Origin of the sequence: Metabacillus malikii (genome assembly GCF_030813355.1) — a bacterium.
GTDB lineage: Bacteria > Bacillota > Bacilli > Bacillales > Bacillaceae > Metabacillus > Metabacillus malikii.
Genome location: NZ_JAUSUD010000013.1, coordinates 56,644 through 78,258, shown reverse-complemented (window position 1 = coordinate 78,258; position 21,615 = coordinate 56,644). Strand labels below are relative to the sequence as shown.

Sequence of the window (21,615 nt, the reverse complement as noted above, 5' to 3'; positions counted from 1 at the left end):
TTTTCCCATTTGAAGAGGATAGGTGACAACAGACCCGTCGACCCTATCCAATATTACCATCGTTATGAGTCGTGATACAAATCAGTTAATGTTTTTGATAAATCGTGAGTCATGCGAGATAATAAACTAATAACCCGAGAATACTCCATTCTTGTAGGTCCTAGCACGGCAATAGTTCCTAATTGATTATCACCAAGAGAATAGGTTGCAGTAATTAAGCTACAATTTTCCATAGCTATATTTTCATTTTCTTTACCTATTTTAATGGAGATTCCGGTATTGTTAGAGCGAAGTAAACTATATAGTTCCTTTTCTTGGTCAATCATCGTAAGTAAATTTTTAATTCTACCAACATCAGAGAATTCAGGTTGACTTAACATATTTGTTTTTCCACCAAAATACATCTTCTCGTTTGGATTTACCTTTAATGTTCCCGCCATTATTTTCAACATCATATCGTAGTTTTGAATATGATTTTTTAATACTGTAACAACTTCTTTAATAATCTTATCTTGAAGATCGACTAATGGCACTCCGCTTAATCTTTCATTTAGGATATTGACCATTTTTTCAATGTCTGTCGGATCAAGAGCATTTGGAAAACTAATTGTTCGATTTTCGACATGACCTGTATTCGTTACAATGATTGCAACGGCTGTTTCACTATTTATCGGCACAATTTGAATTCTCTTCAAACGATTTTCCTTCACTTTAGGCCCAAGAACAATTGATGTATAGTTCGTTAATTCCGACAATATTTGAGCTGATTTTTGAACAACCTTCTCTAATTCAAAAATTCTCTCAGCATAAATTGATTTTATTTGACTAACTTCAGTTTTCGTTAATCTTTGTGGTGATAAAAGGTGGTCCACATAGTAACGATAGCCCTTCTCAGATGGGACACGTCCTGATGAGCTATGTGTCTTCTCAATAAAACCTAAGTCTTCTAAATCAGCCATATCATTTCTAATTGTGGCTGAACTAAACGTAATCTCATCTTTTTTTGCTAATGTCCTTGAACCAACAGGCTGTGCTGAGTGAATAAAATCATCAATAATTACTTGTAGAATCAACAATTGGCGATCTGTAAGCAACTATCATCACCTCTGTTAGCACTCATCTATTGCGAGTGCTAATTATATATAAAAAGTTATCAAAACAAGTTTCAAATGTCAATTGTTTCGTCACACTTTATCTCAAGAAACTCCTTCTTTTACATTGTTGTAAAGGAATTGTTTTTTATCAACATTATTGTTTAACTTAGTTGTAGTTGGAATTCGATTTCTTCTCGACTTACTCTCGGGTTACTAGAGTGAGGTGGACCAAAACCTAGATATTAGCGTGCGTCTCATCATCTCTATCATCCACCCCACATTTTCAAGCACCCTTTATATAGTTAGAAAAAACAAACAGCTTATAAGAAAATAACTAATGACCTTAAAACTAGAAATAAATAAGCTGAACCATCGCTCCTATATATCGTAAATATTTACATTAAAAATTCTTGAAAAACTTCATTTCCTAGTAGTTTTCCTTTATGAGTCAGTTTTACTTCTTGTTCATTATTTTCAATCAATCCTAGTTTCTCCAATTTTTCAAGTTGTTCTTCATAAATATAACCAAGATTTTTTTTAAATTTGTTAAAGAACGCTTTTTTGTTTACACCACTTGTTCTTCTTAGGCCAAGGAACATTTCTTCTTCCATTTGCTCCTTTTTACTTACTTCATGCTGTTGGAAACGCGCTTGTCCAGTTAGTCGAACTTCTTCCATATATTTATTAATTGGGCCTATATTAGATGTCCGCACCCCGCTTAAATAACCATGCGCTCCTGCTCCAAAGCCATAATACTCTTCATTATTCCAGTATGTGAGATTATGTTCACTCTCAAAACCTGGTATAGCGTAATTGCTAATTTCATATTGCTTATACCCTTTAGCTTCCATTGCTTCCATGGCTAGTTCATACATCTTAGCTTCTTGCTCCTGTGGTGGCAATGATAATTTCCCTTTTTGCATTAAATTATAAAATACAGTCTTCGGTTCGACAATTAAGGAATAGGCAGAAAAATGTTGCATGTCTAACGAAAGGGCAATTTTTAACGTTTCCTCAAAGTCTTCAATCGTTTGGCCAGGTAATCCATAAATTAAGTCCAGACTCATATTGTCGAAGCCTATTTTCTCTGCATCTTGTATAGTCCTAAATACATCTTCAGCACGATGGACTCTGCCGATTTTTTGTAAGAGAGTATCATTAAAGCTTTGTACACCGATACTTAGTCGATTTACACCTGCATTTTTTAACACTGCAAGCTTATCAGCTGTTAACTCACCTGGGTTAGCTTCTATAGCAAATTCTTTAAGGTTGCTAGTAGGTGTTAAGTGTTCAAGCATTCCTTCTAAAAGGCGGTCAAGTTGTATGGCAGATAATGCAGTAGGAGTCCCACCACCAATAAATATCGTTTTTAGTAAGTCATGTTTAGACTTATCAAATGTGGAGTTTATTTCCTTTATTAAAAGCTCAATGTACTCATCAACAGGCTGATTATGAAAGAATACTTTGTTAAAATCACAATAATGACAAATATGGTGACAAAACGGAATGTGTACATATGCTGATTTAGTCAATATTTTCACCTTCTATAATTAAGGAAGCCGCAGGTTTATTCTGCGGCATCAATTTTTGTTGCTATTCATTAATAGTTTAATTATCATCCATTCTTAATACAGCCATGAATGCTTCTTGTGGAACTTCAACAGACCCAACTTGCTTCATTCGTTTTTTTCCTTCTTTTTGTTTTTCTAATAATTTTCTTTTCCTCGAAATATCCCCACCGTAACATTTCGCAAGTACATTTTTACGCATAGCCTTAATTGTAGAACGTGCGACAATCTTTTGGCCGACAGCAGCTTGAATAGGAACTTCGAATTGTTGTCTTGGAATTAATTCTTTTAGTTTCTCAACGATAATCTTTCCTCGGTCATATGCAGAATCACGATGGACGATAAATGATAATGCGTCAATTTTTTCAGCATTTAACAAGATATCCATCTTCACTAATGTTGATGTTTTGTATCCAATCAGTTCATAATCAAAGGAAGCATAGCCTTTAGTATTTGATTTAAGTTGATCGAAGAAATCATATACGATTTCAGAAAGAGGAATTTCATAATTAATATTCACTCGTGTTTCATCTAAATATTGCATATCAATGAAAATACCACGTTTCTTTTGACAAAGCTCCATAACTGCTCCAACAAAATCATTAGGAACCATTATTGCTGCCTTAACATAAGGCTCTTCAATATGGTCTATTTTTTGTGGGTCTGGCATGTTAGAAGGGTTATCTACTTTTAATGATTCACCATCTGTTAAATGAACATCATATATAACACTCGGAGCAGTTGTAATTAAATCAATTTTAAATTCCCGCTCGATTCGCTCTTGGATAATTTCCATATGAAGTAATCCTAAAAACCCACAGCGGAATCCAAAGCCAAGAGCTTGGGATGTTTCAGGCTCAAATTGTAAGGAAGAGTCATTTAACTCTAACTTTTCAAGGGCTTCCCGTAAATCATTATATTTAGCTGTATCAATTGGATACAAACCACAGAAAACCATTGGATTTAATCTACGATAGCCTGGTAGTGCTTCTGTAGCGCCATTTTTCGCGTCTGTAATCGTATCACCTACACGGGTATCACCGACATTTTTTATTGCTGCCGTTAAAAACCCAACGTCGCCGACATTTAATTCTTTCAGTTGAACTGGTTTTGGATTAAACACTCCGACTTCTGTTACTTCAAATTCTTTTCCTGTAGCCATCATTTTAATTTTTTGGCCTACTTTGACAGTTCCTTCAACGACTCGAATATAGGCAACAACACCACGATAAGCATCATAAAGCGAATCAAATATTAGAGCCTTTAATGGTCCTTCTGGATCTCCTTCTGGTGCAGGTACTTTTTCAACAATTTGTTCTAATATATCTTCAATCCCAATACCTGCCTTAGCAGACGCCAATACTGCTTCAGACGCATCAAGACCGATTACCTCTTCCACTTCATTACGCACTCGATCTGGATCTGCACTTGGTAAATCAATTTTATTAATGACAGGTAAAATTTCTAAGTCATTATCTAATGCTAAATATACATTCGCAAGTGTCTGGGCTTCAATTCCCTGTGCTGCATCAACAACTAGGATTGCCCCTTCACAAGCAGCTAAACTTCGGGAAACCTCGTACGTGAAATCGACGTGCCCAGGTGTATCGATTAAATGGAACGTATAATCTTCGCCATCTTTAGCTCGATATTTTAATTGAACAGCATTTAACTTGATTGTAATGCCACGTTCTCTTTCTAAATCCATAGAGTCTAGTAATTGGTGCTTCATCTCACGTTGTGTCAGTGCAGAGGTCTTTTCTAATATCCGGTCCGCCAACGTTGATTTTCCATGGTCAATATGGGCAATAATTGAAAAATTCCGTATCCGCGATTGTCGTTTTAATTTTTCTTCTCGATTCATATATGCTTTCACTCCTACATAGCTTACAAATACACTATTCTTCATTATATCAATTGCTATTTCAACATTCAATGAATAATAGTATTCCTATAATATATTAGTCCAATCCAATATCGTTGTAATTCTTACTAATTGATATTTAAAATTTGAACAAAAAATAGTAGAGGGAATTAAGATTCTTAAACACTTCTAAGAAACTTAACCCTTCTACTATTTTAATCAACTATAGTATTTATTGCATTTGAAATTGTGTCAAGAATAACTGTAACAACACCACTAATTAAGGATGCAAACTGCTTGCCAATTTGAGTGAAAATATTAAATGCTTCGATTTGTTCTAATTGTGCTTGCTTCGCTTGGAGGTCCTGACTCGTTACTTCATTTCCAAGTATCGACGCTTGAAGGTCTCCACCGTGTTCACCATCAACTTGAAATGCACTTTTCAAATCAGGGTCATGATACCCTTTCATTTTAATGATTCCCTGATTAGCTTGCTGCATCCCAATGAGGACACCAAATAATAGAACTGAACAAAGAACTAAGCATTTAAACATAAATTTTATCATGATTCTTCCCTCACTCTTTGACTACTGTTCAGTAGCTCCATTACTGTTCACTCTTTCAGCTTGCCAATAATATTCACTGAATACATCTGCTACTGCAGCAACTGTATTTTTTAGTTCATCTAAATTATTATCAACTCCACCAAATTCAAGAAGCATCGCATTCGTTGATAAATCTTGGTTATATACGCCGTTATATCCTTTACCACCTTGTTTAAATATACCGCGACTTAAACCTGGATATTTCTTTTGAAGGAGGTTGTGTAATTCATTCGCAATCTTCTCATTTTTTTCAGCAGTAGGATTATCCCTACCAATAATAAAAGCAATCTTCGCATAAGACTTGTTAGTAATCGATATCGTAGTAACAGCTTTTCGTTGCGAATCACGGTGTATATCGATTATATAATTCAATTCTCGATTATTGGCCAATGCCTCTTGTACGACTGGGCGTGAAGCTGTATAAGATTTTGCATAGTTCCAACCTTTTTGTTTTAGATTAGACTGTATATCTGTAGAATCGATTTGAGCACCTATTCCCCGTTCTTCAAATGCTTTCCCTAACAATTCACTCACGATAGTGACATTAGCTTTGGAATGATTGGCTCGATTCGGGTCAGTCTCTCCTTCTAATAGTGGTAAATATGATTCTGTGTTATGTGTGTTGTAAATATAAACAACTTTTTTATCCCCAGTTGTTAAGGAAGGTGGCGTTTTCGGTTCGTCATCTACTGAATTAACAACTTCATTTTTATCTATAGATGCTTCTCTTTCTTGTTCTAACACCTCAGTGGGAGGTGGAGATTCATAAGGCATGTTAGTATAGTTCGTTCCATCACCTGCTACGACAATTTCACTATCATATAAAGAAAATCCCGGGAGCTCTCTCCCTAATAAACTACGGGGATCGTCAGGATTAATACTTGTTGCAACCTTAAACATAATTGTGGAAAGTTTAATTGGTTCTGGTTTTTCAGGTAGAGCCGATACAAAAAAACGATTTTCCGCTCCTAATAACTGTAAAAAAGACTCACCATCAATATTTTTAGTTAAATCACTTATTGAAGAAGATGTAAGCCGGTATTCTGGTTTTAAAGATGTTAAGAAGCCAGAAAGTAAAAATGTCATAAATAGGACCATGAAGCTAATAACAATTCCTTTTTTAAAACTTGTCCCACTCAATGTAAAAATCATACTACGACTAGTACGAGAACGCTTCATTTCTATTAATCCTCCTTATGCTTGTCTACTAAATTGTATGTAGTAGCATAAGGAAGTAGAACTTGAAGAATAAGACAATCTATCTTTTTCTATTCTTTACTAGATTTAAACTTTAATGCGTATAAAGACCTGCGTTATCTTGGTCTACTTGCTGATGGAGTGCTGTATTAAGTCCACTTGCGATGACATTTGCCATATCATCAATAAATAAATCAACTTCCTTAGGTGTAACCATTAAATTATGTCCTAGTGGTGACAATACTTCATAGATTAACTTACGTTTTTCTTCATCTTCCAGACCACCAACAATTCCTAAAAATTGCTTTCGATGTTCTTCACTTGGAAGATCTTCATCTGTAAGTACCCGCTTTTCTCCAAAATTCATACCAGCTGGCACTAACGAACGTGAAGGCTTATCCCCGTCTTTCATCTCTCGACCAAAATGCTTCAAAATAAAGTCAATCGTATCACTCGTAATCGATACTGCATCAACAACGGTTGGAATACCAATCGCGATTACAGGTATACCATAGGTTTCTTTGCTTAAAGCCTTCCGTTTGTTCCCTACACCAGATCCTGGATGTATACCAGTATCTGATATTTGGATTGTTGAATTGACTCGCTCGATTGAACGCGATGCTAATGCATCAATAGCTATGACGAAATCAGGTTTTGATTGCTCAATTACGCCTGAGATGATATCACTTGTTTCAATTCCTGTTAATCCCATAACACCTGGTGCGATTGCACTTACCGGACGAAACCCTTCTTCAACATTTTCTGGTTGTAATTTAAATAAATGACGTGTTATTAAGAGGTTCTCTACAGCTAGAGGTCCAAGTGCATCTGGTGTTACATTCCAGTTGCCTAGTCCTACTACTAAACAACTTGCATCTTTACTAATGTTTAGGTCCGTCAAAAACCGACTGAAATGTTTTGCGAATTGATTAATCACCTTTTCCTGAAGTTCACTATCTTTTTGTCTAATCCCTTGTACTTCAAGAGTTAAGTATTTTCCAGGCTTTTTACCTACAACCTCAGCACCTTCGTCATTAATTTCCATTGAGGATAACTTTATTCCTTCCTCTTCCCATTCTTTAATGATGATTCCAGAAATATTGCTAGAATTCTCGACATCCACAGACTTAGCAGTTTTTTCGAGCGCCATAGCTCGAGCTTCAACTGCTAAGTCTGTTCGAACTGAATAGCTACTTAAATCCAATGACTTATCCAATACAATCCCTCCATAATAGTCCTGTTATGTATCGTTGCCATTTCACAACCGAAACATTCTATGATTTGTAATGTTTGTGATTTTTTACCGATAATTTGTATGATAGTGTTAGAAATTTGTTTATGTAATTTGAAGTTTCAATGTAATTTCCTTTACATTAGTATTGCAATATTGGTGTGTGTTTGATAGAATATCTTTTGTTCATGTAAAGGAAAATTCGAGAAAATTAGACCTCGTGTTATTTCTTAGGAGGTGAAAGTATGCCAAATATTAAATCTGCAATTAAACGCGTAAAAACTAGCAATGAGCGTAATGCACATAACTCAGCTATTAAATCTGCAATGCGTTCTGCTATTAAAAAAGTAGATGCATTAGTTTTACTTAATGATGCTGACAATGCTAAAACGGCACTTGTTGAAGCGAATAAACGAATTGATAAAGCTGCACAAAGTGGTTTAGTACACAAAAATACTGCTGCTCGTTACAAATCTCGTTTAGCTAAAAAAGTTAACGGATAATACTGCATAAAATAGCTGATAACAATGCCCAGTTTAGGCAATGTTGCTATCTAAACAAAAAAACGATCCTCCTATTGGGGATCGTTTTTTCTTATGTTTTATATTTATTAACGAAAGTTTCACTACTGTTTAAATAATTTTAATAAAAAAAGCTCTATGATTAACTGCTTGTCCTTTTTACCAGTTTTCATTTCATAGTCTGCTTCTGCTAAGTCTATTAAAATTTGTGCAAGTTCTTCTGAATGAAATAGTTTCGCCTGCTGCAGCGCTAGTTTTACTCGAAATGGATGAACCTTTAATGTATTAGCCACTTGTTGCTGACCATAGCCGGTATTCGCTAATTCCTTCACTTGCAAAATGAGTCTAAATTGATTTACTAGAAGGGAGAGAATTTTAATTGGCTCCTCGTTGTTTTTTAGTAAGTCATAAAAAATCTGTAATGCTTCTTTGCTTCTACGGTGGATGACATGATCAATTAACTCAAAAATATTCTGCTCCAATGACCTTGCTACAAGTAGCCTAACTGTCTCAGGTGTAATTTGACCACCTTGTCCTACGTATGTACTCAATTTACGTAGCTCTTGATGCATATTCATCAAATCTCCCGCAGTTAATAATATCAATTCCTCAATCGCTTCTTTAGAAAAATATACAGCTTCTTCTTCAGCAATTGACGTAATCCACTCGATCGTTTCTTGCTCTTTTAACGCATTCATTTCGATTAAAGAAGCCTGCTTTTTAATAAGCTTCGTAATCTTCTTTCTCTCATCTAACTTTTCATAAGGAGCGAGAAATAAAAGAATTGTGTATGGCGCTGGAGAATTTAAGTAAGTTTCCAATTTCCCGATATTATGTTCAACCTTCTCTTTTTTCTTTTCACTTGTTAAAAAAATAGGGTTTTTTATAATAACTAATCTTTTTTCTCCCATAAATGGTAGAGTTTCTGCGTCTTCAACGGCAGTTTCAATACTTGTTTCCTCCATATCATATACAGAAAGATTAAAATCCTTTTCCTCTTCTAATAAAACTGCATCTACAATTAATTGTACAGTTTCTTGCATAAGGAATGCTTCCTTACCAAGTAACAAATATAAATTATCTAACTTTTTCTTCTTAATATCATTCCATATTTTAAAAATCATATCATTGCTCCTAATTCTACTGTCACTTGCTTCTATCGTAAATTGAATCGGATTGTTTGGCAAGTTAAAAGGGAGTTAATTCATCTTGAATTACTCCCTTTAATCTATGTGAACGCTTTGAATTAGAACCTAGGATAACTAATTCACAAGCGATACCACTATCTAACTACTTACTTTTCAAGTCACCATTGATTTTTAAACTAACATTTTTCGTAAACATTGTTGCTTTTAACTTAGTTTTCGCTTAAGTTATTTAATAAAAGAGAAGAATTGAGAATGTAGATTTTTTTATTGGAATCGCTTATACTAAAACTGATATAGGAGGGGTAACAGTGAATGAATTTGAAAAAAGTGTCCAGAGTAAGCGTAATGACGCAGTCGATTCTGGTGTAGGGTTTATTGCATCATTTGGATTTTTTGCTTTAATTTTCATTATCGCAACTGCTGTTAAATTAATTGGTTCTTAATGAAAATGTTACTCTTACATAGAGACTGCGAATATGCAGTCTCTTTTTCTGCTTGCTTATTACTTTATTTATATGGAGGATGGGTATAAAAGGTTCCATTTAACCCGGTATATTCAAATAATATTCCACCTTGTAGGTCCGTCCGAAACAACTTAATGTTTCTTTCCTTTAACCTTTCTAACACTTCTTTATGTGGATGCTGATATCGATTGTTAAAACCTGCAGAGACAACTGCAATTTTAGGTTTAATATGGTCTAAAAGTTCTGGTATTGTTGATCCTTTACTTCCATGATGACCAAGTTTTAATACATCAACATCTAATCTCGGGTAGTGACTAATGATTGACTTCTCTGCTTCTTCCTCTGCATCTCCGGTAAACAACCACTTCACTCCTCCTATTACACAATATAAAACTAAGGAATCTTCATTTTTATTATTGGTAAGTTGGTTTGGCGAAAGGATATAAAAAGTAATATGATGTAAAGATAAAATATCACCTCGACTCAAAACACGGATTTTTATGTTTTTGTCCATTGCCTTATTAATAATTTCCCCCTCTAAATCTCCCCTAATAAACCCTTTGGGTACGAATAGTTTCTCAATTTCTACCCCTTCCATTAATTCAAGTGTTTCACCGACATGGTCAAAATCACCATGTGTCAAAAAGAGGCCGTTTAATTTGGTTATACCTTGTGATTTTAGATATGGCACAACGACATTCTTTGCAATTGAAAAACTCGATTTCCTCAACTGCCATTCCTCTTTCGGAAAGGATAATTTACCACCTGTATCAATTAAATAATTGCCCTTATTATGGGGGAGTTGGATAAAGATTGCATCACCTTGACCTACATCCATAAACAACACCTTCCCACTCGGATTCAAATATGGCAAAACTAGCTGTACAATCAGTACTATTATAATAAGATTAAAGGAAAAAATAGCTTTTACCTTATCCTTATTCCCCTCGAAAATAAGTAAGAAGGTTAAAGTCGTGAAACATAATAAGAGTAGGATGATGATATGTGGCCTTCCTGTTGTTAATGTGGTATATGGAAGTGAAGAAGCAAATAGCGCAAGATGATGTGAAAATTGTAGGATTTCATCGAAAACATAAATAATGTAATTCCCGAAGTCTTGGGAGAGGAGTGTACAAACAGTTGAAAATATCGCAATTGGTAAAATAATATACGAATATAAAGGTACGAACAACATATTCATTGGGATGCTAATTAGTGATACCTCATAAAAGTGAAAAAGTAATATTGGCATTGCACCTAATTGTGCAATTAAAGAAATCACTATTAATTTACTGATAAAATTACTTAATTTACTTAGGATACGGAAAGACAGCAACAGACTATACGTAACGATATATGAAAGTTGAAAACCAATATGAAATAGATAGTAAGGATTTATTATTAGTAACGCTAAACACGTTATACTAATAACATCTAGTGAGGAAACATTCTTTTTCAGCAGCTTAAACACGATATAAAGAATCGCCATAAAAGAGGCTCTCGTAACTGAGGGAGATACACCTGTTACAATGACATAAATCGGTAAGATCACTAGTAAAAGGCGCCGTGCATTTTCATGAGTTAATCCACTATAAATGAATATAAAGTAAACACCTGACGTAAGTATACCAACATGTAAACCAGATATTGCTAATAAGTGAACAATCCCAAGCTCTTGATAAGCTGTTTCAACATCCTCTTCAAGTAAGCTTCTTTCACCGAATAATAAAGCTTGAACAACCCCAATCGAATCGCTTGGAAAATGTTTTTCAATAAAATCTAAACCCGCCTTACGCCAATTTTTAAGCAATATATTGATATTATTTGAACTACTTTTACAAGCCACTAATTTATCCACTATGTACTGCCAATGAATATGATGTTCATACAAATACTGCCTATAATCAAATGCATTTGGCATCGTTCTTGACTTCGGCTTCACCAATTCACCTTCAAATTGACACGTCATCCCAACCATTAACTTTTTAAGTTTAACCTTTTCTTCATATGATTGAATTATATATGTAATTGTTACCTTTTCTTTAGAAGAAATAACTATTTCAGCCCTCAAAAGGTCCCCATCAACTTTCGGTATCGAAGCGACAACACCGACATCAGAATAGTCCCCTTGTTGTAATAATGTTCGATTATTATCGTCGATAAATAGATAAATAATACCAAACAATACTGTAGTAATAAAACAAAAAAGGCATAAGTTATAAAACTTTTTAATGAACAAAAGTAAGAGGAAGCTTAGCGTAGTCATGACAAGTAGGGGATGAAATTGATATTTACATGTAAGTATCCCAAAACATGCAGCAATTACAAGAAAGATAAGTTTCCCATTCAATTATTAAACACCTCAATGAACACCTACATAATTGTTTGTTAACTTTACTCTTATTTACTTGAGAAGCCGTTCTTGTTTGCTAGTTTAATACTCATACATAATAAGAATAGGGAGGTGAACACCTTTAAGTTAACTGAGGAGACACACCTCTCTACCTGTAAACAGTCTGAAAAAAGAATGTTTTAAGCGAAATACAGCTCAGACTTACGTTTCAATTCTAGTAATTCCTTTTCATCTAAGTCTTTGGTTTCTGATAAACGATCAATTAGTTCACTCACAAATTGTAATTTCTTTATATGATCTTCATAAGGTACTTTTTCTAACTCTACATGCTCCACCTTTACATTCGCTTGCTCGAATAGTTCAATTGCATAAGGGTGATTTTTATAGTCAACCGCATAATATACGGTTTTAATTCCGCTCTGTATAAGCGCTTTACAACATTGAAGACAAGGAAAATGAGTAACATAGATTTCTGCACCTTCAGTTGGTACACCAAATTTTGCACATTGCAATAATGCATTCATTTCAGCATGAATTGTTCTTACACAATGGTTATCAATTACGTAGCACCCTTCATCCGAACAGTGAACTCCACCTGCGATCGAGCCATTGTACCCTCCAGCAATCATCCGTTTCTCTCGGACGATTGTTGCTCCTACCGCTAATCTCGTACAAGTACTTCGTAACGCTAATAGATGGCTCTGTGACATAAAGTATTGATCCCATGATATACGACTCATCATTTGTTTCCCCCAATCGACAAATTTCTCTCTAACTAGTAGTTTATATAGAAAATAGATGAGCCGTCAAATTATATTATCAAATTGTCACCTTTATTGCATATTGCCTTGCTTACATTTCCCTCAATGCAACGGCCGCTAATTGTATTACTTCTGTTTATTTAACAGTAATTAATTCTTTTAATTTATCAAATGATTTTTCTCCTATTCCAGATACCTTCATAATATCTTCTATATTAGAAAATGGTCCCTCCTCCTCACGATAGGCCAGTATCGCTGCTGCTTTTGACGGTCCGATACCAGGCAATGTTTGTAACTCCTCAACTGTAGCTGAATTTATATTCACTAATTTACTAGTTGACTCAGTCTCTTCATTTATTGGCTCTATAAATGGATTTTCATTTACTTCACCTTTTTTTGGAATGTATATCACCATTCCATCCTCTAATGGTGCTGCTAAATTGACTGACCCCTCATCTGCTTCTTCATTAAATCCACCAGCTAAGTCAATTAACTGGTGAACCCTTGAACCTACCTGTAATTCATAAACACCAGGATTACGTACCGCCCCCTTTAAATCAAGAACAATTATTTGTTGTTGTGGATCTTCACTTCTCACTTCTGAATCCCCAAGTTCCTCTGTTTCCTCTATAAATAATTGCTCATTGTTGTCCTCAACTAGCGTATTTGCCTCATTTGTATTGAAATGTAATATGAGAAATAGAAGCAAAAGTATAGTGGCTCCTAATCCACCGCCTAAAAAAATGATTTTTTTATTTTGTTGAAAATTTAACATTTTTCATCACTCCATTCATATATCTATTCATAAAAGGATTTCAAGAACATATCATGTATAAGAGCTATGCATTCTAAGGAGGGGATGAACTTTGAATGTAGGTTTCATTGGAACAGGGAACATGGGAAGAATATTAATTGAATCGTTTATCGAGTCGGGAGCAATTAGACCCTCATTCATTCATATGACAAATCGAACAATTGAAAAAGCAAATGCAATTAAAGAAAATTATCCAGATGTTCATGTAGTAGAGGATGCTGGAGAGGTAGTAAGAAGGTCTGATTTCGTATTTATTTGTGTAAAACCTTTAGATATACATCCATTATTACAAGACATTGAAAATCTACTCATACCAAATAAATGTTTAGTTTCGATAACGAGTCCGATTCAAGTAGAACAATTAGAATCTATTGTCAAATGTCAAGTTGCAAGAGTCATACCGAGCATAACAAACAGGGCATTTTCAGGTGTTTCATTGGTTTCTTATGGTAATTCTTGCTATGTTGAAACACAGACCCAACTAGAGCAATTATTCTCAAAAATCTCCAATCCAGTTCAGATTAATAATGACATAACAAGGGTTTCCTCTGACATTGTAAGCTGCGGCCCTGCATTTTTTAGCTTTCTCTTACAAAAGTTTGTTGAAGGTGCTGTAGAAGAAACAAACATCACAAAAGAGCAAGCAACATTATTGGCTAGCGAAATGGTGATTGGAATGGGGAAATTATTAGAAACAGAGCTATATTCACTCCCTACTCTTCAGGAAAAAGTAATTGTAAAAGGCGGAGTAACTGGTAAAGGAATAAAGGTACTTGAAGATGAGGTCGGAGAAATGTTTAATAAAGTGTTCCAAGTAACCCATGAGAAATACTATGAAGATATAGAAGAAGTATCTGTACAATTTGAGAGTATTCCCCATAAATAATTCTACAACTATTGTTTTTTTCCTTTCAATAGTTTAAAAATTTTTCGGAAAATATAAAAAACCGGGAGTGGATGTTTACTCACTTCCGGTTTTCTCATTGTTCTTATTTTTTTCTAGCTACAAAAAATACCCTCTCTGTTGTAGATGTAGGCGTTTGATTAAAATCGAAGTCACCGCAGATCCTCAAAATTTCAAAAGAAGCAGCCTCAAGCCATGCGGAATACTGCTCGACTGAATATGTGCGTTGATAATGTAATTCATCATATCGTACATAATAATCATCTTGATTAACAAAAAAGGTCATGTCATGTTCAATACTATTTTGATGCTCACCACAATAAGATTTCCAAATATAGCTGATATCTTCATCTTGTTCTGCAAAAAATTCGTTCGGAAAAATATCAGTAATTTTATATACAGAGTGTACATCAAAAATAAATAGACCACCAGCTGCTAATTGGGTATACACTCGAGAAAATGTAGATTGGATATCTGCTTCATTTTCTAAATAATTTAAGGAATCACAGCAAATCGTTACTAAATCAAAAGCATTATCGAAGCCTGTTAATTCTCTCATGTCCTGCAATAAAAAAGTTGATTGAACATGATTATCAGCTAGCTTTGATTGCGCAACGGTTAACATATCCTCACTAATATCTACACCAGTCACATCAAATTGTTTTTCAGCTAACCTTAAAGTAATAGCACCCGTTCCACAACCTACATCAAGGATTTTCCTTACATCTGGATGATACGCTATAATGGCCTTTTCAATTAATGTAATCCAATCATCATATGGCGCATCTTCCATTAGATGGTCATAAATATAAGCAAATCCCTGATAAATCATTGACTTAACTCACTCGTTAAATCCTCAGATGGTGCGTCACCCCAAAGTCTTTCCAAGTTATAATAGCCACGCTCGTCTTTATGGAATACATGGGCAACAACGTCACCAAAATCAATTAATACCCATCTAGCTTCATCAAAACCTTCAAGTCGTTTAACAGGAATTTCCCTCTCTATTGCTTGTTCCTTCATTTCTCTTGCAATTGCTTGGACTTGTTTGTCCGAATTACCGTGGCAAATCACAAAATAATCGGCTATTAATGAAATCCCCTTCATATTTAAGGCAATAATATCCTCGGCACGTTTACTATCTGCTGCTCTTGCTACTAATGTTAAAATATCTCGTTCATTCATTAAAATGTTATTCCTCCTTTAATATTATCCAATTATATGTTTCAATCGTTTCTGGAAAGATAGCTTGATTTTTCTTCAGTAAAAACATAATTGTATTTTGCATTGATTTTAATAATGCTTGCTCTAAATCATTCTCTGCTAGTTGACGCACTTCCTCTACGCCTGGGAAATGACGATTAGGTTCGATATAGTCTGCGACGTATATGATTTTTTCTAAAAGCGTCATATTTGGACGTCCCGAAGTATGATACTTAATTGCATTTAAAACATCCTTATCTCGTATCCCAACCTCTTTTTCCACAAGGTATGCACCTACTGGCGCGTGCCACAATTCACTATTATGTTTTAATAAAATGGATGGTAACTTTTGTTCGATTATTATTTTTTTCATTTCTTCTTTCGGACGAAACTTAGCATAATCATGAAAAATCGCAGCAGTTTCAGCTTTTTTTTGATTAGCTCCAAACAATTCAGCAAGACGAATCGCTGTTTCCATTACACCTATTGTATGTGTATATCTATGTTCAGTAAGCTGTTTTTTTACGATCTCTAAGGCAGCTTCACGATCCATACAGATGATTCTCCTCTATATATTTTTTCACAACATCCGGCATTAAATAATCTGTCGGTTTATTTGTTCTAATTCTTTTCCTTAATAATGTTGATGAAACATCAATTTGCGGAATATCGATCTTTTTTATAGGATATGGACTTATTGTTTGATGACCAAACCGCTTAACTCCGACGAACGTTGCGAGCTCCAAGATTTCGTCAACTTTATACCATTTGGGTAAGAATTCAATCATATCCGCACCAATAATAAAATAGAAGGTGTACGATGGATATTTCTCGCGTAATAAACAAAGTGTATCGTACGTATAGGAAGGCCCATCCCGATGTAACTCGATCGTTTCAATTTTAAAATGGTCGTGTTTATCGATTGCTAATTTTAACATATTATACCGATGTTCACTTGTAGAAAATTGTTTCTCTTGTTTATGGGGAGGAATTTGATTTGGCATAAACCATATTTCATTTAATTGTAATTCGTTTAAAACTTCACTTGCAATTAAAAGATGGCCAAAATGAGGTGGATCAAAAGTTCCACCTAATATTCCTATTTTCTTTGACATATTGACCTCCCTAAAAAGTTAAGGTAGCTGAATTTGCTTGTTTTCTTTAGATTCTTTATATAATACAATTGTATGTCCAATAATTTGAACAAGTTCAGCTCCAGTACCTTTTATAAGTTCTTCTGCAACTGTCTCTTTAGTGTCTTCACAATTTTGAAGAATAGAAACTTTAAATAGTTCACGTGCCTCTAAGGCCTCTGATATTTGTTTTATCATATTCTCATTCACTCCACCCTTTCCTACTTGAAAGATTGGATTTAAATGGTGTGCTTTTGCACGTAAATATCGTTTCTGTTTACCTGTTAACATTTGTTAACCTCCTAGTTTGTCATGAACTACTTTTGCCATTTCGTTAAGTGGCGGCTTTTGTCCCGTCCATAATTCAAAAGCTATCGCTGCCTGATGTACGAACATACCAACACCGTTATGTATCGTTAGACCTAATTGTTCAGCTTCCTTTAAAAAAGCGGTTTTTATCGGGTTATATACGATGTCACTGATGATTGCAGATCCCTTTGCATTTTTAACAGATATTGGCTGTTCATTAATATTCGGGTATAATCCTACTGCTGTTGTTTGAATGACTACATCATAATGACCTAGTTGTGCTTCTGCGTTCAATAGAGACAATGCCGTGCTGTTATTTTCATAAGGGCAATCCTCAATTAATTTTTCGGCCGTTTGTAAAGTACGATTCGTTATATCAATATTTCGGCACCCATAATGTGCCAATGTATAATATATTCCCCCAGCAGCACCACCTGCACCGATAATGAGGATTTTATTATCTTGTAATGGTTTTAATAGCATTTCTTCTAAAGACCTCTTATAACCATTTCCATCAGTATTATGACCAATTAATTTCCCATCTACATTGACTACAGTATTAACAGCACCTGCAATTTGTGCTGTTACATCTAACTCGTCCAAATAAGGAATAATTGATACTTTATGTGGAATCGTTACATTATAGCCTTTTATCTCTAAGAGCCGCATCGCTTCCACCGCTTCAGCTAACTGACTAGGTTCGATATGAAATGCTTTGTAATAACTATCTATATTTAATGTAGTAAAAGCTAGATTATGAATATCAGGTGACATCGAATGACTGATCGGACAGCCTATCACACCATATAAATTCCCCATATAAACCTCTCCTAAGTTTTATATTAGCGATTTTCTCATTGTAACGTTTACTCCTTTTGGAGCATATGCAACTATTTTCACACCTGGATTATTCACAGTTACCCAGCCAAGCCCAGAGAAAACGATATCTGTTTTTCCTTCATTTATTGTAAAAGTGTGTGGAATTAGCTTTGGGAATGAATCAATTGCATCTTTTCGAGGTGGTGTGAGTAAGTCTCCAACATGCTTTTCGTATAATGCATCTGCGTTTTCAAGTTTTGTACGGTGAATCGTAATTTCATTAGGTATATAACAAACAAACGATTCTCTTCCACCTGATACATAATCAAAACGAGCTATTCCTCCAAAATACAATGTTTGGCTTTCATTCAATTGAAAGACTTTAGGCTTTAATTCCTTTTTAGGACTTAAAAGTTTTAAATCTAGCTTGTCTACAAAGTGTGCCATTTGATGATGATTAATAATTCCAGGAGTATCATATAATGCTGTACCATCTTCAAGTGGAATTTCAATTAAATCTAATGTTGTCCCTGGATAATGTGATGTCGTAATCAATTCTTGAACATTTGCTACTTCTTTAATCATCCGATTTATAAATGTTGATTTCCCGACATTCGTACACCCTACAACATAAACATCTTGCCCATTACGATATTCGTCAATCAATTCTGCAGCTTCTTTAATGCCGTGGCCTCTTTGGGAACTGACTAAGCAAACGTCAATTGGCTTTAATCCTAATTCCTTCGCTTCTCGTTTCATCCAATTGATTAACTTTTGTTGTTTGACCGATTTCGGTAATATGTCACTTTTATTTCCTATTAAAAGGACTGGATTGCTTCCTACAAATCGTTGGATTCCTTGTAACCAACTACCATTAAAATCGAAAATATCGACGATTTTGACGATTAAACCCTTTGACTGACCAATCCCGTGTAAAATCTTTAAGAAATCATCATCCGTCAATGAAACATCTTGAATTTCATTATAATTTTTTAAGCGAAAGCATCTTTGACAGATAACTTCCTCTTTTAATAAAGCACTCTCTGGGGCATACCCTAATTTTTGTGGCTCTTCCGTTTGGATGAACACACCACAACCAATACAAGAAACTTGTTTGTCTGACACGCTTTCTATTCCTCCCATTGAATCATCCCTTTTCTTTTTAAGGTATTCATGATTCTACGTTCAATCCTTCTGTTAATTCGAGTGAAAAAACCATCCGTTTGCGCTACTGGAACTACTAAAATTGTATGAAGTCCAGTACGGTTTCCGCCTAACACATCTGTTAAAAGCTGGTCACCTATCACAACGACTTCACTTTTTTGCAAATTCATCGTTTTCAATGCCTTTTTGAAGGCATTCATTAATGGCTTTCTCGCCTTATGGATAAATGGTATTTGTAAAGGGTCAGAAAAATCTTTTACACGCTTTTCATTATTATTTGATACGATAGTTATTTGAATTCCTGAATCTTTTACTTCTTTAAACCACTCAATGAGTTGAGGAGTAGCTTCTTCCCTGTCCCACTCGACGAGAGTGTTATCCAAATCAGTAATAATCCCTTTTATACCTCTGTCGCTTAATTGTCTTGGAGATATATGGTAAATACTTTTCACATATTCTCCAGGTAAAAATTGTCGTAACATGAGTTTTGCACCTCAATATTCTTTTTTTGCCAACTTACATCATAACTAAATTATCGCATACTTTCAAAAGAAAATTATATATATGTATCACTTACTCAACAAATGATAAAAACTTTTCGACAAATTTTGAGACACTTCAACAGTTGTGGATAATATTATACACATTATCCCCCTTGTAATTACACATATATACAAACTTACAAACAAACTACCCACAACTTATCCACCTGCATCTGTGGATAAGAGAACGGTTGTTCTGCATGTTAAATCATGATAGATTAAAAACAACAAGAAAATAAACATTGAAATGTTTATGTTAGGAGGTGTAGAGCCAATTAGTTGGCCACCAACATGCGAAAACTTTCTGACGAATTACTCATTGAATCTTATTATAAAGCGACAGAATTGAAACTTAATGATGACTTCATCGAACTAATAAAAAATGAAATCAAACGCCGTTCTTTAGGTCATGTGCTAAAAGCATCCTCTTAAAAAGGGACATTAATTAAACTTAAAAACTACATATTGTTAAGTCAACTAACTATGTATTACATCAATAACAGAATACAATTATATGATATAACATCTAAACATAAAAGAGCAGTCTCAAGAAAAAAGGATAAGTTTTTGAGACTGCTTTATTTTTTTACGCTGCTAGCCAGTGAAAATCAAACGTTTACCGGCTTTTCATTAAATTCTACTCTTTATTATTCCCATCTATTTGAATAAATAGCTGTTCTGTTTTACATACCCATACCTTTCCACACTTGTGCACAAGTAAGTCCTTTTGCAAATACTACATTCCAATCGCCATATCATACATACTGAGGAATTATCAATCGTCATTATTTATAATAATTGTAATAGTAATACCCTCCGCCAAACACTAATAACAATATTAACAACACCACTATTACTGCATACCAAAAGCCAGATCCGATACGGCCATATGTTGGATAGTATGGGTATGGACCTGGACCGTAATAAGCATATCCATCCATAATAGTACCTCCTTTATATAAACCTATATATAAATATGTATAGATGTCTAAATGTGTATAGGCTAGCAAAATATTCTATTGCCATTGATTATTAAATCTAAAGAAAATATAAATGCTCTAATTTCATTGTACATGCACGAACCGAGGAATCTTTACATACATATTATTTATAGGCTTTAGCCTATATAAATGGATTAGTGGAGGTGGAGGTAATGGCAGGTCTCTTATCAGCACTAGGCTTTTTCGTAAAAGAATTAGTGTTCTTAGTATCTTATGTAAAAAATAATGCCTTCCCACAGCCTTTGTCTGCATCGGACGAAAAGAAATATTTACGTCTAATGGCAGAAGGTGACGAGTATGCGAGAAATCTTCTGATTGAACATAATTTAAGACTCGTTGCTCACATTGTCAAAAAATTTGAAAATACAGGGGAAGATTCTGAAGACCTTATTTCCATTGGTACAATCGGCTTGATTAAAGCTATTGAAAGTTACTCTCAAGGAAAAGGTACAAAACTCGCAACATACGCGGCTCGTTGTATAGAGAACGAAATACTGATGCATTTACGGGCCTTAAAGAAAACAAAAAAAGATGTTTCATTACATGACCCAATTGGGCAGGATAAAGAAGGAAATGAGATCAGTTTAATCGATGTCTTAAAGTCAGAAAATGAAGATGTAATCGACACGATTCAGCTAAACATGGAATTAGAAAAGGTAAAAGAATACATTGATATATTAGATGGAAGAGAAAGAGAAGTAATTGTAGGCAGATTTGGGTTGGATTTAAAAGAAGAAAAGACACAAAGAGAAATAGCAAAAGAATTAGGCATTTCAAGAAGCTATGTATCGAGAATTGAAAAACGGGCACTTATGAAAATGTTTCACGAGTTTTATCGGGCTGAGAAGGAAAAACGAAAAAAAAGTAATCCTAAAAGAAGAAGAGAAGGCTAGAGCCTTCTCTCTTTCTAACTATATTCT

General features: G+C 34.5%; 24 protein-coding genes. 5 read left to right on the top strand and 19 right to left on the bottom strand.

Going from position 1 to position 21,615, the window contains the following annotated elements; translation table 11 throughout:
• Positions 1-62 precede the first annotated feature (62 nt).
• From hrcA to gpr, 6 genes are all read right to left on the bottom strand, one after another.
• A complete protein-coding gene (gene hrcA, locus J2S19_RS13445; RefSeq protein WP_307342784.1) occupies positions 63-1,094 on the bottom strand; it encodes a heat-inducible transcriptional repressor HrcA in 1,032 nt (343 codons plus the stop codon).
• A 395-nt stretch (positions 1,095-1,489) separates the two neighbouring features.
• Positions 1,490-2,626: a radical SAM family heme chaperone HemW gene (hemW, locus tag J2S19_RS13440; protein ID WP_307342782.1), complete on the bottom strand. Its 1,137-nt coding sequence runs from the start codon at positions 2,624-2,626 to the stop codon at positions 1,490-1,492.
• 76 nt (positions 2,627-2,702) lie between these two features.
• Positions 2,703-4,526, bottom strand: coding sequence for a translation elongation factor 4 (gene lepA, locus J2S19_RS13435; RefSeq protein WP_307342779.1), 1,824 nt, complete (start codon positions 4,524-4,526; stop codon positions 2,703-2,705).
• Positions 4,527-4,741: 215 nt separating this feature from the next.
• Positions 4,742-5,092 (bottom strand): YqxA family protein, encoded by a 351-nt coding sequence (locus J2S19_RS13430; protein ID WP_307342776.1) that lies wholly within the window; start codon positions 5,090-5,092, stop codon positions 4,742-4,744.
• A gap of 21 nt (positions 5,093-5,113) precedes the next feature.
• Positions 5,114-6,310, bottom strand: coding sequence for a stage II sporulation protein P (gene spoIIP, locus J2S19_RS13425; RefSeq protein ID WP_307342772.1), 1,197 nt, complete (start codon positions 6,308-6,310; stop codon positions 5,114-5,116).
• A gap of 112 nt (positions 6,311-6,422) precedes the next feature.
• On the bottom strand, positions 6,423-7,544 hold the full coding sequence (gene gpr / locus J2S19_RS13420) for a GPR endopeptidase (protein ID WP_307342769.1): 1,122 nt from the start codon (positions 7,542-7,544) through the stop codon (positions 6,423-6,425).
• 260 nt (positions 7,545-7,804) lie between these two features.
• Between gpr and rpsT the strand changes: the two genes are divergently transcribed.
• Positions 7,805-8,062, top strand: a complete 258-nt coding sequence (gene rpsT, locus J2S19_RS13415) for a 30S ribosomal protein S20 (RefSeq protein ID WP_307342766.1) — start codon at positions 7,805-7,807, stop codon at positions 8,060-8,062.
• A 122-nt stretch (positions 8,063-8,184) separates the two neighbouring features.
• Here the strand turns inward: rpsT and holA are convergent, their stop codons facing one another.
• On the bottom strand, positions 8,185-9,204 hold the full coding sequence (gene holA / locus J2S19_RS13410; RefSeq protein ID WP_307342763.1) for a DNA polymerase III subunit delta: 1,020 nt from the start codon (positions 9,202-9,204) through the stop codon (positions 8,185-8,187).
• A 332-nt stretch (positions 9,205-9,536) separates the two neighbouring features.
• Here holA and J2S19_RS13405 point away from each other — a divergent pair, with 332 nt between their 5' ends.
• Positions 9,537-9,671 carry a YqzM family protein gene (locus J2S19_RS13405; RefSeq protein ID WP_307342760.1) on the top strand — a complete coding sequence of 45 codons (135 nt, stop codon included), beginning with the start codon at positions 9,537-9,539 and terminating at the stop codon, positions 9,669-9,671.
• 64 nt (positions 9,672-9,735) lie between these two features.
• Here J2S19_RS13405 and J2S19_RS13400 read toward each other — a convergent pair whose 3' ends face one another.
• The 3 genes from J2S19_RS13400 to J2S19_RS13390 form a co-directional block, all read right to left on the bottom strand.
• A complete protein-coding gene (locus J2S19_RS13400) occupies positions 9,736-12,042 on the bottom strand; it encodes a DNA internalization-related competence protein ComEC/Rec2 (protein ID WP_307342757.1) in 2,307 nt (768 codons plus the stop codon).
• Between the two features lie 182 nt (positions 12,043-12,224).
• The gene (locus tag J2S19_RS13395) at positions 12,225-12,785 is read right to left on the bottom strand and encodes a ComE operon protein 2 (RefSeq protein WP_307342754.1); all 561 of its coding nucleotides are present in this window, start codon (positions 12,783-12,785) and stop codon (positions 12,225-12,227) included.
• A gap of 157 nt (positions 12,786-12,942) precedes the next feature.
• Positions 12,943-13,581, bottom strand: coding sequence for a helix-hairpin-helix domain-containing protein (locus J2S19_RS13390; protein ID WP_307342750.1), 639 nt, complete (start codon positions 13,579-13,581; stop codon positions 12,943-12,945).
• 91 nt (positions 13,582-13,672) lie between these two features.
• On the opposite strand from J2S19_RS13390, the gene comER reads away from it, so the two are divergent.
• Positions 13,673-14,506, top strand: a complete 834-nt coding sequence (comER, locus tag J2S19_RS13385; RefSeq protein ID WP_307342747.1) for a late competence protein ComER — start codon at positions 13,673-13,675, stop codon at positions 14,504-14,506.
• A gap of 103 nt (positions 14,507-14,609) precedes the next feature.
• Here the strand turns inward: comER and J2S19_RS13380 are convergent, their stop codons facing one another.
• The 8 genes from J2S19_RS13380 to J2S19_RS13345 are packed head-to-tail and all read right to left on the bottom strand — an operon-like array spanning position 14,610 to position 19,634.
• Positions 14,610-15,356 (bottom strand): class I SAM-dependent DNA methyltransferase, encoded by a 747-nt coding sequence (locus J2S19_RS13380; protein ID WP_307342744.1) that lies wholly within the window; start codon positions 15,354-15,356, stop codon positions 14,610-14,612.
• Complete coding sequence (gene rsfS / locus J2S19_RS13375; protein ID WP_307342742.1) at positions 15,353-15,709, bottom strand: ribosome silencing factor; 357 nt, start codon at positions 15,707-15,709, stop codon at positions 15,353-15,355. Before rsfS ends, J2S19_RS13380 begins: the two co-directional genes overlap by 4 nt.
• A gap of 7 nt (positions 15,710-15,716) precedes the next feature.
• Positions 15,717-16,280 carry a bis(5'-nucleosyl)-tetraphosphatase (symmetrical) YqeK gene (gene yqeK / locus J2S19_RS13370; protein WP_307342739.1) on the bottom strand — a complete coding sequence of 188 codons (564 nt, stop codon included), beginning with the start codon at positions 16,278-16,280 and terminating at the stop codon, positions 15,717-15,719.
• A complete protein-coding gene (locus J2S19_RS13365; protein WP_307342736.1) occupies positions 16,270-16,842 on the bottom strand; it encodes a nicotinate-nucleotide adenylyltransferase in 573 nt (190 codons plus the stop codon). Before J2S19_RS13365 ends, yqeK begins: the two co-directional genes overlap by 11 nt.
• A gap of 18 nt (positions 16,843-16,860) precedes the next feature.
• A complete protein-coding gene (gene yhbY, locus J2S19_RS13360; RefSeq protein ID WP_307342734.1) occupies positions 16,861-17,151 on the bottom strand; it encodes a ribosome assembly RNA-binding protein YhbY in 291 nt (96 codons plus the stop codon).
• 3 nt (positions 17,152-17,154) lie between these two features.
• Positions 17,155-17,988 (bottom strand): shikimate dehydrogenase, encoded by an 834-nt coding sequence (aroE, locus tag J2S19_RS13355; protein WP_307342731.1) that lies wholly within the window; start codon positions 17,986-17,988, stop codon positions 17,155-17,157.
• A gap of 18 nt (positions 17,989-18,006) precedes the next feature.
• Entirely contained in the window at positions 18,007-19,113 is a 1,107-nt protein-coding gene (gene yqeH, locus J2S19_RS13350) for a ribosome biogenesis GTPase YqeH (RefSeq protein ID WP_503128646.1), read from the bottom strand.
• A gap of 5 nt (positions 19,114-19,118) precedes the next feature.
• Positions 19,119-19,634 (bottom strand): YqeG family HAD IIIA-type phosphatase, encoded by a 516-nt coding sequence (locus J2S19_RS13345; protein ID WP_307342725.1) that lies wholly within the window; start codon positions 19,632-19,634, stop codon positions 19,119-19,121.
• Positions 19,635-19,985: 351 nt separating this feature from the next.
• Here J2S19_RS13345 and J2S19_RS13340 point away from each other — a divergent pair, with 351 nt between their 5' ends.
• Entirely contained in the window at positions 19,986-20,126 is a 141-nt protein-coding gene (locus J2S19_RS13340; RefSeq protein ID WP_307342722.1) for a sporulation histidine kinase inhibitor Sda, read from the top strand.
• A 353-nt stretch (positions 20,127-20,479) separates the two neighbouring features.
• On the opposite strand, the gene J2S19_RS13335 is transcribed toward J2S19_RS13340, so the two are convergent.
• On the bottom strand, positions 20,480-20,635 hold the full coding sequence (locus J2S19_RS13335) for a hypothetical protein (protein WP_307342719.1): 156 nt from the start codon (positions 20,633-20,635) through the stop codon (positions 20,480-20,482).
• Positions 20,636-20,847: 212 nt separating this feature from the next.
• Here J2S19_RS13335 and sigK point away from each other — a divergent pair, with 212 nt between their 5' ends.
• Entirely contained in the window at positions 20,848-21,588 is a 741-nt protein-coding gene (sigK, locus tag J2S19_RS13330; protein WP_307342716.1) for an RNA polymerase sporulation sigma factor SigK, read from the top strand.
• The last annotated feature ends 27 nt before the right edge of the window (positions 21,589-21,615 follow it).